This is a genomic window from Actinokineospora spheciospongiae (assembly GCF_000564855.1).
Taxonomy (GTDB): Bacteria; Actinomycetota; Actinomycetes; order Mycobacteriales; family Pseudonocardiaceae; genus Actinokineospora; species Actinokineospora spheciospongiae.
This window is the reverse complement of the sequence record NZ_AYXG01000215.1, coordinates 25128-37513: the sequence shown is the minus strand read 5'-3', so window position 1 is coordinate 37513 and position 12386 is coordinate 25128. Positions and strand designations below refer to the sequence as shown.

General features: G+C 71.9%; 11 protein-coding genes. 5 read left to right on the top strand and 6 right to left on the bottom strand.

Annotation, left to right across the window (positions count from 1 at the left end):
* Window positions 1-51: 51 nt before the first annotated feature.
* The 3 genes from UO65_RS27285 to UO65_RS27275 form a co-directional block, all read right to left on the bottom strand.
* A complete protein-coding gene (locus tag UO65_RS27285) occupies window positions 52-1209 on the bottom strand; it encodes a cystathionine gamma-synthase (protein WP_035288033.1) in 1158 nt (385 codons plus the stop codon).
* Between the two features lie 138 nt (window positions 1210-1347).
* Complete coding sequence (locus UO65_RS27280) at window positions 1348-2586, bottom strand: hypothetical protein (RefSeq protein WP_035288030.1); 1239 nt, start codon at window positions 2584-2586, stop codon at window positions 1348-1350.
* A gap of 160 nt (window positions 2587-2746) precedes the next feature.
* Window positions 2747-4126, bottom strand: a complete 1380-nt coding sequence (locus UO65_RS27275) for a cystathionine beta-synthase (protein WP_035288086.1) — start codon at window positions 4124-4126, stop codon at window positions 2747-2749.
* Between the two features lie 160 nt (window positions 4127-4286).
* Between UO65_RS27275 and UO65_RS27270 the strand changes: the two genes are divergently transcribed.
* Entirely contained in the window at window positions 4287-5099 is an 813-nt protein-coding gene (locus UO65_RS27270) for an SGNH/GDSL hydrolase family protein (protein WP_035288028.1), read from the top strand.
* Between the two features lie 86 nt (window positions 5100-5185).
* On the top strand, window positions 5186-6406 hold the full coding sequence (locus UO65_RS27265; protein WP_035288026.1) for an acetyl-CoA C-acetyltransferase: 1221 nt from the start codon (window positions 5186-5188) through the stop codon (window positions 6404-6406).
* Here the strand turns inward: UO65_RS27265 and UO65_RS39080 are convergent.
* The 3 genes from UO65_RS39080 to UO65_RS27255 all read right to left on the bottom strand — a co-directional run bounded on the left by UO65_RS39080 (window position 6309) and on the right by UO65_RS27255 (window position 8530).
* Entirely contained in the window at window positions 6309-6908 is a 600-nt protein-coding gene (locus UO65_RS39080; RefSeq protein ID WP_411431381.1) for a Fic/DOC family protein, read from the bottom strand. The two genes, UO65_RS27265 and UO65_RS39080, sit on opposite strands and share 98 nt — an antisense overlap.
* A gap of 37 nt (window positions 6909-6945) precedes the next feature.
* A complete protein-coding gene (locus UO65_RS27260; RefSeq protein ID WP_035288023.1) occupies window positions 6946-7533 on the bottom strand; it encodes a Panacea domain-containing protein in 588 nt (195 codons plus the stop codon).
* A 184-nt stretch (window positions 7534-7717) separates the two neighbouring features.
* A complete protein-coding gene (locus tag UO65_RS27255; RefSeq protein WP_035288021.1) occupies window positions 7718-8530 on the bottom strand; it encodes a Bax inhibitor-1/YccA family protein in 813 nt (270 codons plus the stop codon).
* 425 nt (window positions 8531-8955) lie between these two features.
* Between UO65_RS27255 and UO65_RS27250 the strand changes: the two genes are divergently transcribed.
* The 3 genes from UO65_RS27250 to UO65_RS27240 all read left to right on the top strand — a co-directional run bounded on the left by UO65_RS27250 (window position 8956) and on the right by UO65_RS27240 (window position 12248).
* A complete protein-coding gene (locus UO65_RS27250) occupies window positions 8956-10407 on the top strand; it encodes a SpaA isopeptide-forming pilin-related protein (RefSeq protein ID WP_052021849.1) in 1452 nt (483 codons plus the stop codon).
* A 6-nt stretch (window positions 10408-10413) separates the two neighbouring features.
* Window positions 10414-11175, top strand: a complete 762-nt coding sequence (locus UO65_RS27245) for a class F sortase (protein ID WP_035288019.1) — start codon at window positions 10414-10416, stop codon at window positions 11173-11175.
* A gap of 185 nt (window positions 11176-11360) precedes the next feature.
* Window positions 11361-12248 (top strand): coiled-coil domain-containing protein, encoded by an 888-nt coding sequence (locus UO65_RS27240; RefSeq protein WP_035288017.1) that lies wholly within the window; start codon window positions 11361-11363, stop codon window positions 12246-12248.
* Window positions 12249-12386 lie beyond the last annotated feature (138 nt).

Genomic DNA, 12386 nt, shown 5'->3' with positions numbered 1-12386 from the left:
TGAAGAGGCCCCCGTCCACCAGGACGGGGGCCTCTTCACGTGTGCGGAGCCTCAGTCGAGGGCGTAGAGCAGGTCGCCGACCAGGTCGGTGCTGTCCTCGATGCCGACCGAGATGCGCAGGATGTCCCCGGCCACCTGCAACGGCGACCCGGCGGTGCTCGCGTGGGTCATCTTGCCCGGGTGCTCGATCAGCGACTCGATGCCGCCGAGCGACTCGCCCAGGATGAACAGCTTCGTCCGCGCCGCGATGTCCAGCGCGGCCCGCTCGCCGCCCTGCACCGCGAAGGAGACCATGCCGCCGAAGCGGCGCATCTGCTTCGCGGCGATCTCGTGCCCGGGGTGGTCGACCAGGCCCGGGTAGTAGACCTTGGTGACCTTGTCGTGGCTGAGCAGCGCCTCGACCACGCGCTCGGCGTTGTCGCTGTGCCGCTCCATCCGCAGCGCCAGCGTCTTCGCCCCGCGCAGCACCAGCCAGGAGTCGAACGGGCTGGGCACCGCGCCCGCGGCGTTGCGCAGGAACGCGAACTTCTCGTGCAGCTCGTCGTCGGAGGTGATCAGCGCGCCGCCGACCACGTCGGAGTGCCCGCCGAGGTACTTGGTGGTGGAGTGCAGCACCACGTCGGCGCCCAGGCCCAACGGGGACTGCAGGTACGGGGTGGCGAAGGTGTTGTCGATGACCAGCTTGGCGCCCGCCTCGGCGGACACCGCGGCCAGCGCGGCGATGTCGGCGATGCCCAGCAGCGGGTTCGTCGGCGTCTCCGACCAGACCACCTTGGTGTTCGGCCGGATCGCGGCGCGGGTGGCGTCGATGTCGGACAGCTCGACCGGGGTGTACTCCACGCCCCACAGCGACAGGACCTTGTCCAGCAGCCGGAACGTGCCGCCGTAGGCGTCGCTGCCGAGCACCACGTGGTCACCGGGCCGGGTCATCGACCGCAGCGCGATGTCGGCGGCGGCCATGCCGGAGGCGAAGGCCAGCCCGTGCCGCCCGCCCTCCAAAGAGGCCAGTGCCTGTTCCAGCGCGCTGCGGGTCGGGTTCGCGGTGCGGGAGTACTCGTAGCCGCCGTCGCGCACACCGCCCACGCCGTCCTGGGCGAAGGTGGAGGTGGCGTAGATCGGGACGATGACCGCTCCGGTGCGTGGGTCCGGGTCCTGACCCGCGTGGATAGCCCGGGTCTCGAAGCCCCAACGCGACGTGTCTTCAGCCATGTGTCCAGGTTACGGGTCCACGGGATGGCGCCCAGTATTCGGGAGGTTTCCCACTGTGGGGAATGAAAGCCCAAAAGGGGCTAGTACGCCGATGGGCCCCGACCGGTCGGTCGGGGCCCATCGGGGAGGACTGGTGGATCACCACTGCTGCGGCGGCTGCTGCGGCTGGCCACCGGGCGGCTGCCCGTAGGGGTTCTGCTGCTGCGGCTGCCCGTACTGCCCCGGCGGCGGCTGCTGGCCGAACTGGCCCGGCTGCTGCTGCCCGTACGGGTTGTGCTGCTGCTGTCCCGGGGGCGGGCCGTACGGGTTGTGCTGCTGGGGCTGGCCGTAGCCGCCGGGGCCGGCGGGCGGCTTGGGGCCGCCGCCGAGGCCGCCGAGCGGCTGGTTCGACACCAGGAACGGCTTGGTCTGCGGGAAGAACCACAGCGCGCCCGCGGCCGTGATCAGCAGGCCGAACACCAGGATCGTGATGACGCCACCGGTGAAGTAGTACGACGCGCCCAGCACGATCGACAGGACCAGCAGGGCCGCGCCACCGCCGAGCACCAGCAGGTGCGCGAACTCGGTCTTCTTCAGGAACAGCAGCACCGCGCCCGCGAGCGCCGTGGCCGAGGCCAGCAGCAGGACGACGGCGATGATGACGCTCAGCGCGCTCGCACCGCCGACGTCACCGGCGTACCGGTTCGCCGCGGAGACGCAGGAGGCGCGCAGGTCGGGGTCGCTGAGCGTGTCGCAGCCGTCGGCCGGGTCGTAGGAAGCCGACTTGATCACCGACGACAGCGACACGATCGACAGGATCAGGCTGATCAGGCCGAGCAGCGCGACCGCGCCCTGGATGACCGTGGCGATCACGCCGGTGTTGGCGCCCTGCCCGCCCATCTGCGGCGCGTAGCCGAGGCCGCCCTGCTGGGCGAACCCGCCCTGCGGCTGGCCGTACGGGCCGGGCTGGCCGTACGGGTTCTGCTGCTGGGGCTGCCCGTACTGCCCGGGCGGCGGCTGCTGGCCGAACTGGCCCGGCTGCTGCTGCCCGTACGGGTTCGGCGGCTGGCCGAAGCCGCCCGCGGGCGAGGACAGGTCCGCGGCGCTGGGCGGCGGGGCGTACGGCGGCGACTGCGGGACCGAGCCCGGGGGCACCATCTGGGTCGCGTCGCCACCGCCGGGCTGCGCACCGGTCTGCCCCGGCTGCACGACCTGGGTGCGGTCGGACTCGTCCTGGCCGGGAACGGGCTGACCGGGGCGGATCGCCTGGGTGCGCTCCACGCCGTCGGCGCCTGCCGTGTCACCCGGGGGTGCGGTGTACTCGGGTCCGGACTGCCCCGGCTCCTGCTGGGGCTGCCCGCCCTGCCACGGCGGGTTGGGCGGCTGGGGAGCGCTCATCGGGTTCTCCACCCCTTTTGACCTGGAATGTCAGCTTGTCTGGGCGGTAACGCTATCGGATACGCCATCCGAGTGCCGGTAGTACCTCGACAGCGACGCAGCGTGCGCGCGGGCGCGGTGCGGAATGCGCGGGCGCGGTGGGCCCCGCGCCCGCGCGCCGTCACCGGCGGGCCAGGAAGCCCAGCAGGTCCTGCCGGGTCACCACGCCCGCGGGCTTGCCGTCCAGCAGGACCAGCGCCGCGTCGGCCTCGGCCAGCGCCTCCATGGCGGACTTGACCTGCTCCCCGGCGCCGATCGTGGGCAGCGGGGCCCCCATGTGCCGGTCGAGGGTGTCGGCCAGTTCGGCCTTGCCGGTGAACAGCGCGTCGAGCAGGTCCTTCTCGTTGACCGCGCCGACGATCTCGGCCGCCATGACCGGGGGCTCGGCGTTGACCACGGGCATCTGGCTGACCCCGTACTCGCGCAGGATCGCCACCGCGTCGGCCACGGTCTCGGTGGGGTGGCCGTGGATGAAGTCGGGCAGCGCGCTGCTCGACCCGGCCTTGCGCCGCAGCACGTCGCCGACGGTGGCGCCGGTGTGCTCGGGCGGCAGGAAGCCGTACTGGCTCATCCACGAGTCGTTGAAGACCTTCGACAGGTAGCCGCGGCCGCCGTCGGGCAGCAGCACCACTACCACGTCGTCCGGGCCGAGCCGCTCGGCCAGCCGCAGCGCCGCCGCGGCGGCCATCCCGCAGGAGCCGCCGACCAGCAGGCCCTCCTCCCTGGCCAGGCGCCGGGTCACCTCGAAGGACTCGCGGTCGCTCACCGCGATGATCTCGTCGGCGACCCCGCGGTCGTAGGTGGTCGGCCAGAAGTCCTCGCCGACGCCCTCGACCAGGTACGGCCGCCCGGACCCGCCGGAGTACACCGAGCCCTCCGGGTCGGCGCCGATGACCCGGACCCGGCCGTCGGAGACCTCCTTGAGGTAGCGGCCGGTGCCGGAGATCGTCCCGCCGGTGCCGACGCCCGCGACGAAGTGCGTGATCCGCCCGTCGGTCTGCTTCCACAGCTCGGGGCCGGTGGAGTGGTAGTGGCTGGCCGGGTTCTCCTCGTTGGCGTACTGGTTGGGCTTCCAGGCGCCCTCGATCTCGCGGACCAGCCGGTCGGAGACGTTGTAGTAGGAGTCGGGGTGCTCGGGTGCCACCGAGGTCGGGCAGACCACGACCTCGGCGCCGTAGGCCTTGAGGACGTTGCGCTTGTCCTCGCTGACCTTGTCCGGGCAGACGAAGACGCACTTGTAGCCCTTGCGCTGGGCGATCAGCGCCAGCCCCACCCCGGTGTTGCCGGAGGTGGGCTCCACGATCGTCCCCCCGGGCTTGAGCGCCCCGGACTTCTCCGCCGCCTCCACCATGCGCACGGCGATCCGGTCCTTGACGCTGCCGCCGGGGTTGAAGTACTCGACCTTGGCCAGCACGGTGGGCTTGAGCCCCGCGGCCATGGTGTTCAGCTTCACCAGCGGCGTGTCGCCGACGAGATCGATGATGTGCTCGACGTACTCCACCGGGCGCTCCTTCTGCGGTTTGATCACACCATTCGGACCTGCCGCTCACCCTAACCGCCCACTAGGGTCGGAGCCCCGAGTTACTGTCTTCGACGACGAGGAAACCCCTGGTTCGAGCGACGCGTCCGGAGCGACCGACCCCGGCGGATGGAGGCCACCCATGGTCGGAGCACGGGGACTCCGGGTGCTGGCGCTGGCCGCGGGCTCGGTGGGCGGGTTGTCCGGCGCGGCCTACTCGCTGCTCACCAGCCAGTCCCGCCAGGCGCGCACGGTGATCGGCCCCCCGGTCGAGCTGCCCCTCAACGCCGACGGCTGCTACCTGCCCGACGGCACCGGTCCCCTGCCCATGGCCGACGCCCGGCACCTGATCACCTTCGCCGTCCTGGGCGACTCCACCGCGGCGGGCCTGGGCGCGGAGAGCCCGGACCTGCTGCCCGGCGTCCTGCTGGCCAGGGGTCTGGCCGCGGAGTCCGACCGCCCGGTCCGCCTCACCACCCACGCCGTCGGCGGTTCCCGCACCACCGGCCTCGCCCCCCAGGTCGACGAGGCGCTGCGGCACCCCCCGGACGTCGCGGTCGTCATCGTCGGCGGCAACGACGTCACCGCCCGGCTCGGCCCGAACGCCTCGGCGGCCCTGCTGGCCGCCGAGGTCCGCCGCCTGATCGCGGCGGGCACGGCGGTCGTCGTCGGCACCTGCCCCGACCTGGGCGCGATCGTCCCCATCCCGCAGCCGCTGCGCGCGGTCGCCCGCCGCTGGAGCCTGGCGCTGGCCAGGGCGCAGGCCCGGGAGCTGGCGAGCACCGGGGCCACCTCGGTCCCGCTGGCCGCCCTGCTCTCCCCGCACTTCCTGGCCCGCCCGCAGGACCTGTTCAGCGGCGACCGCTTCCACCCCAACGGCGCGGGCTACGCCTTGGCAGCCGAAGTCATGCTCGCTCCCCTGTGCGCCGCAGCGGGCGTCCGGCGAGCCCGCTGACCGGCGCGGGCGACACCACACTTGCCGATTGGTTACCTGCGAGTAACATCGCTCTGGTCGTGCTGCCCCGCTGAAGGAGTGCCCCCATGCCAGAGGCTGTCATCGTCTCCGCCGCCCGGTCCCCGATCGGCCGGGCGGGGAAGGGTTCCCTGGTCGACATCCGGCCCGACGACCTGGCCGCGCGGATGGTCAAGGCCGCGCTGGACAAGGTGCCCGCCCTGGACCCCCGCGACATCGACGACCTGATGCTCGGCTGCGGCCTGCCCGGCGGCGAGCAGGGCTTCAACCTGGGCCGGATCGTCGCCGTGCTCGCGGGCTACGACCACCTGCCCGGGTGCACCGTCACCCGCTACTGCGCGTCCTCGCTCCAGACCACCCGGATGGCGCTGCACGCGATCAAGGCGGGCGAGGGCGACGTGTTCATCTCCGCGGGCGTGGAGACGGTGTCCCGCTTCGCCAAGGGCAGCTCCGACTCGTGGCCGGACACGCACAACCCGCTGTTCGCCGAGGCCACCGACCGCACCGCCGCCGTCGCCGAGAAGGGCGCGGCGGAGTGGCACGACCCGCGCCAGGACGGCCTGCTGCCCGACGCCTACATCGCCATGGGCCAGACCGCGGAGAACCTGGCGCTGCTCAAGGGCGTCACCCGCGAGGACATGGACCACTTCGGCGTCCGCTCGCAGAACCTCGCCGAGGAAGCCATCAAGTCCGGCTTCTGGGCCCGCGAGATCGTCCCGGTCACCCTCCCCGACGGCACCGTGGTCGACACCGACGACGGCCCCCGCCCGGGCATCACCTACGAGAAGACCGCCACCCTCAAGCCGGTCTTCCGCCCCGACGGCCGCGTCACCGCGGGCAACTGCTGCCCGCTCAACGACGGCGCGGCGGCCCTGGTGATCATGTCCGACACCAAGGCCAAGGAGCTGGGCCTGACCCCGCTCGCCCGCATCGTCTCCACCGGCGTCTCCGGCCTGTCCCCGGAGATCATGGGCCTCGGCCCGGTCGAGGCGTCGAAGAAGGCCCTCGCCAAGGCGGGCCTGTCGGTCGGCGACATCGACCTGTTCGAGATCAACGAGGCGTTCGCCGCCCAGGTCCTCCCCTCGGCCCGCGACCTCGGCATCCCGGAGGACCGGCTCAACGTCAACGGCGGCGCCATCGCCGTCGGCCACCCCTTCGGCATGACCGGCGCCCGCATCGCCACCACCCTGATCAACAGCCTCCAGTGGCACGACAAGCAGTTCGGCCTGGAGACGATGTGCGTCGGCGGCGGCCAGGGCATGGCCATGGTCCTCGAGCGCCTGAGCTAGTCCGGGCACGCCGAACGGCCCCATCCGCCCGTGGCGGGTGGGGCCGTTCGCATGTCAGATCTTGACCACGACCGCATCGAGGATGTCGACCAGCGGTTCGCTGCGCCCTGTGTGGACATAGTGCTCGGAGGCGCGGATGTTGCCCTCGGGGAGGAAGTTCCGTCCAGTCGAGGCGCCATCCAGCCGAGGCGGAGAGTTGTCGCAAGAACGCGCGCTGCGTAAGTCCGTTCCCTTCGCGAAACGGATGACAGACGTTCAGTTCGCCGTAGTAGAAGGCGAGTCGCTTGATGAAGTGGTCCCGACGCAGGTTGGCCAGCCAGTAGTCATCCTTCAGTTGACCCAGCACAGCGGAAACCGAGTCGTTCAAGTAGTTCCAGTGCGCGAATCGGACATTGCCCTTGGAGATGTCGACCGTCCGAAAATCGCCCGCCCAGTCGTACACGTCCCGGAACAGATGGCGGTGAAAGGCCTGGAGGTGCTGGGAGTTGTACTCGCCGGGAATGGTCGTCCTCGCCAGCTCGACAAGAGGTACGGATCGCTCACGTGCGCAGAGCCCGCTCGATCTCCGCTCGGATCGCGTCGTCGGGCGATACGGTCGAGTTCGCGACAGACCTCAGCACGGCCTGCCAGTCGTCGTCGAACTCGACGCCTTCGATGGCCGCGTTCGCCGCCGCGTAGGCGACAGCCTGCTCGGGGTCGACCACCTGTCTGGCGTAGTAGTGGTGGATCTGCTCCTTGGTGATCTCTTCAGAACTCTTCTCTTCCGGGCCCGAAAGCCCTCTGGCGTTCTTCCACGGAGACTCGATGTGCGTCATGCCGGAGAGAGATTCCGCGGAGAGCTTGCCGTACTTCTGGTGAACCCAGTCGAGCGTCGCCCGTTCTTCGACATCGAGGTTGCGGGCGTCTCCGGGCCAGGCTCCGACCAAGAGCTGTCCACGGTGCTTGAGGAAGAGGGACTTCACCACCGGCCCCTGCGGCCACGCTTCGATCCTGTCCTCGAACATGGCTTGCTTGGTGCGGACCAGATGCCAGGCCTGACAGTAGTACACGAGTTTCTGGAGCTTCATCGTCGTCACCGCACCGGTCTTTTCCAGTACAGCTGCCGCCACGTCGTCGACACGCGCCATCCCAACCTCCTCTCAGCAGCACCGTCAAACCAGCGTAACCGCAGTTGAGCAGGGGTAACCACCCGACGAGACACCCTCGGGGAACAAGCTCACGCCCCGTCAAGGCCGATCGCAGCATCTGCGGGAAAAGCGAAACAGGGCGCCCGGCCGATGCCGAACGCCCTGCCCCTGGGAACGACCGCTGTCAGTCGCTGCTCTGCAGCATGTACAGCAGTCGGAGCATTTCCAGGTACAGCCAGACCAGGGTGGTCATCAGGCCGAAGGCCACGTACCACGCGAACTTGGACGGCGTGCCGGTGCGGATCATCTGGTCCGCCATGTCGAAGTCGAGCAGGAAGTTGAAGGCGGCGATGCCGATGAACAGCAGGCTGATGCCGATCGTCAGCGGGGTGGCCGTCTCGCCGCGGATGCCCATGTCGACGCCGAAGAGCGAGAGCACCAGGTTGATCAGCATCAGGCCCGCCGCCGCGGCGGTGGCGCCGATGATCCACTTGGTGAGGCGGGGGGTGACCTTGACCGCGCCGGTCTTGTAGACGACCAGCATCGCGCCGAACACCAGGGCGGTGCCGAGGATCGCCTGCAGGGCCACGCCGGGGACGAGGTACTCGAAGACCCCGGTGATCGCGCCGAGGAACAGGCCCTCGGCCGCGGAGTAGCCCAGCACCAGGGCGGGGCTCGGGAGCTTCTTGAAGATGATGACGAGCGAGAGCACCAGGCCGACGATCAGACCGATGATCATCGGCGGGTAGGGGCTGATCACCTCGCCGAGCACCGCGACGGCGGTGATGATGCCGACGACGAGGGCCAGGCCCAGGGTCATCGCGGTCTTGGTGACCACGTCGTCCACGGTCATCGGGCGGTCGTCGGAGACCGGCTGCTGGTAGCCGCCGTAGCCGGGCGCCGCCTGCGGGTAGCCCTGGGCCTGCTGCTGGAATCCCGCGTAGCCGCCGCTGCCGACCGGCAGGTTGCGGAATGCGGGGTTGCTGGTAGAACGCACCTGATCCTCCATAGGGCCTTGCTGGCGCCTTCAGGGAGTCAACGATCGACCCGGCCGACCGGTTCCCGTGGGTAAAACCCACTTTACCCACATCCGGCGCAACGACCAGCGCGAACCCGGTATTCCCGATCGGGACGCGCTGGGTGACCGGACCTGGCGCTTCCCGACCGGGCGATCCGCCATCCGGGGGCGGGCACCGCCACGCGGCGAGCGCTTCCCGGGGAAGTTCCACCCTGGCCAGTGACGGAGTTCGCACGGTCGGTGGATTGTGCGCGGTGGCCGCAGGCACCAGGGTTACCCGTGGTGCGCTCCCTGTGTCCACCCGGCCACTCCCCGTCGCCGGGTTGTTCCGCGCGCCTGCTCGTCCCTGACGTCGAGCGCCGAGGCGTGCGCTGCCGAAGGCGCGGCAAGGAGCCGATCCACCCATGGCGCGAACCACTCTCGCCGCCCGGTTGACCGCGGGGGTGTCCGGCGTGGCGCTGCTCGCCGGTGCCGCCCTCGTCGCGGGCGCCCCCACCGCCGCCGCCGCCATCCAGCAGGGCCTGGGCTACGCGACCTCGCCGTCGCAGCCGTACAAGGGCAACCCGGAGACCTCCGACTGGCTCGGCTCGTACATCGTCAACGGCAAGCAGGTCTGGTGCGTGCAGTACGCGCACCTGGCGCCGGACACCGACGAGCAGTACCAGCCCGGCGAGGCGCTCAAGACCAAGTGGGGCACGGAACTGGCCCCCGACGTCGCGGCGGACATCTCCTACCTGCTGCTGCGCTACACCAACACCAAGAGCGCGGACGAGGCCGCGGCGCTGGCGCACCTGCTGCACACCTGGACGGCGGCCCCGCAGAGCCCGGACCAGCTCAGCCCGGAGGCGGACTTCCGCAACGTCGCCTACGACCCGTCGTTCCACCTGTCGAAGCTGCCCGCGAGCGCGCAGACCACCGTCGACAAGCTCAAGGCCGACGCCACCGCCAACCACGGCCCGTGGACCACGAAGATCACCAAGCCGAGCGCCGCGCAGGTCATCGGCACGCCGGACAAGTGGACCGTGGAGGTCCGCAACGCCGCGGGCAAGGGCGTGTCGGAGGTCCCGGTGACGATCAAGCTCACCGACGCCACCGTCGAGGGCAAGGCCGAGGTGGCGCTGGCGACCAAGGAGGACGGCTCGGGCATCGACCTCGCGGTCACCCCGACCGGCCCGAACCCGGCCGTGGCGATCTCGCTGCTGAGCCCGGCGGACCGGCCGGTGGTGCAGCAGGCCGTGCAGGTCGACACCCAGCGGGTGGTCAGCACCGGCGGCGAGAAGCCGCTGACCGCGACCGAGAAGGTCACCGCGGTCACCGCGCCCGGCGCGGTGAAGGTCGCCAAGGTCGACGACAAGACCGGCAAGGGCATCGCGGGCGTGCGGTTGCGCGTCACCGGCCCGGACAAGACCGCCCCCGCGGTAGGCCAGGACGGCAAGCCGCTGGTGGGCACCGACGGCGCGGCGGTCGTCGTCACGACCGGCGCCGACGGCACGGTGGAGGTCCCGAACCTCAAGACCCCGCAGGACGTCTGCGTGGTGGAGGTCGCGGCGGCACCCGGCTACGAGCAGTCGTTCAACCCGGCCGCCCCACCGGCGAGCTGCGGGAAGCTCGAACCCGGCAAGACCCTCGCCCTGGCGCTGACGAACACGCCCAACACCCCGACCGTCCCGCACGTGATCCCGGCGGGGGACAGGCCCGCGAACGCGGCGGCGGTCGGCGGCGGCCCCTCCAGCGGTCTGCTGGTCGCGCTCGGCGGCCTGGTGCTGCTGGCCGCGGCGGGCGGCGGCTTCCTGTTCAAGACCGCCCGCGGCAAGCGGGTCGTCAGCCGGAGCATGCGCCGCGACTGGGGGCACTGACCGGTCATGGCACGGCGGAACCCACGGTTCGCCCCACCCGCGGCAGCGGGTGGGGCGGGCGTGCTGATCGTCCTGATCGGCGCGCTGTCGGTGGCCGGACCGACCCGGGTCGAGGGCATCCCGTTCGCGGGCGCGACCGCGCCGCCGCGGTCGCTGCCGGACGTCCGGGCCGCCGCGGCCAAGAGCAAGGACGTCTTGGCCGACCTGACCAGGGCAACCCCCACCGCGGCCCCACCGCCCGCCGCCGCGCCGACGACAACGGCTCCCCCGGCCGCCCCGCCCGCCGCGCCGCCGCCCGCGCAGAAGCCGCCCGCCAAGCAGCCCCCCGGCCAGCGACCGGGCACGGTCAAGCTGGCCCACGGCGGCACGGCGACGCTGGTGCGCGAGGAACTCGGCCCCGGCGCGACGCTGCCGGTGCCCACCTCGCTGCGCGAGGCCACCTGGTGGGGTGCCGGGCTCGACGCCTCGACGGGGGCGACGGTGCTGGCCGGGCACGTCAACTGGAGGGGCCAGACCGGCCCGTTCGCCGAGCTGTGGGACACCCGCGTCGGCGACGCGGTGACGGTGGTCGGCGCCGACGGGCGGACCTTCGCCTACCGGGTCGCCAAGATCGACACGGTGGCGAAGGACGACCTCCCGGTCCGCGCGGAGGAGCTGTTCGGCCAAGCAGGCCCGCACCGCCTGGTCCTGGTCACCTGCGGCGGCCGCTGGGTCGGCGGGCACGACGGCTACGAGTCGAACCAGGTGGTCACCGCGGTCCCCGCCTGACCCTGTGGACAACTGTTCGCCACCACCGCGCACCAGTGCGATGCCCGTCCCCGGAGCCGGCAGGAGCGGGGGGACGATGGCGGCACAGGTGATCATCGGGACGGCCGGATCGACCGGTACCCACATCAGAGTGATGCTTCCCCCGGGCGCCCACCGCGACCCCCCACCCGGGTACCGTCAACAGCATGGCCTTCCAGCAGGAACGTGACGCTGACCCCGGGTTCGCCGTGGTGCGGAACGGGTTCGACCGCAGCCAGGTGAAGGAGTACGTGCGGACGGCCGAGGCCGCCGCCGAGCGGTCCGAGGCCCAGGTGCGGGAGGCCAGGGCCGAGGTGGCCGAGCTGTCCGGGCAACTGGAGCTGGCCCGGCGGGAGATCGACGCGCTGACCGAGCGGCTGGACAAGATCGGCACCGCCGCCGCGGCGGCGTCGGCCCCCAACGCCGGGGAGCGGGCCGCGCGGGCCGTCGTGGTGGCGAAGGCCCAGGCGAACGAGGTCAACGCCCGCGCCCAGGCCGCCGCCGAGACCGCGTGGACCGCCGCCGAGGAGGCCTCCACCGCCCTGCGCGACCGCTACCGCAGGCTGCTGGCCGACCTCGACACCCAGCACAACGAGCTGCACGGCGCGCACAAGAGGGTCATGGACGAGGCCCGCGCCAAGGTCACCGCGATGACCAAGGTCGCCGACCAGCGCCAGAAGGACATCGACGACCGGGCCGAGCGCGAGCGCCAGCGCCTGGAGCAGCAGTTCCAGGAGCAGCAGGCCGAGCGCCGCGCCGCCCTCGCCGAGGAGATCGAGAGCAACCGCGCCGCCGCCGAGCGCGAGGCCGCCCGCCTGGTCCAGGAGGCCACCGACGAGGCCGACAAGCGCATCGCCGCCGCCACCAGCGTCGTCGAGCGCCTGACCGCCCTGCGCGAGCAGCTCGCCACCCGCCTGCGCGGCACCAACGACCTGCTCACCCGCAGCGTCTCCCTGCTCGAACCCCTCGAGGCCGAGGCCGAGTTCACCGCCGAGACCCCGGCGGACCTGGCGGACCTCCCGCCGGTCAAGCGGCCCGCCCCCAGCACGCCCTGACCCCGGCGCGGGTCACCGGGGGACGACCCCCTCATCGTCGGAGGAGCCGCCGCTCGGTCCGCCGTCCCGCAGCGGGCTGAGGAGTCCGGACCGCGGGCCCGCCCAGGTCGGTCCACGGCTTTGACCCTCGACCGACGT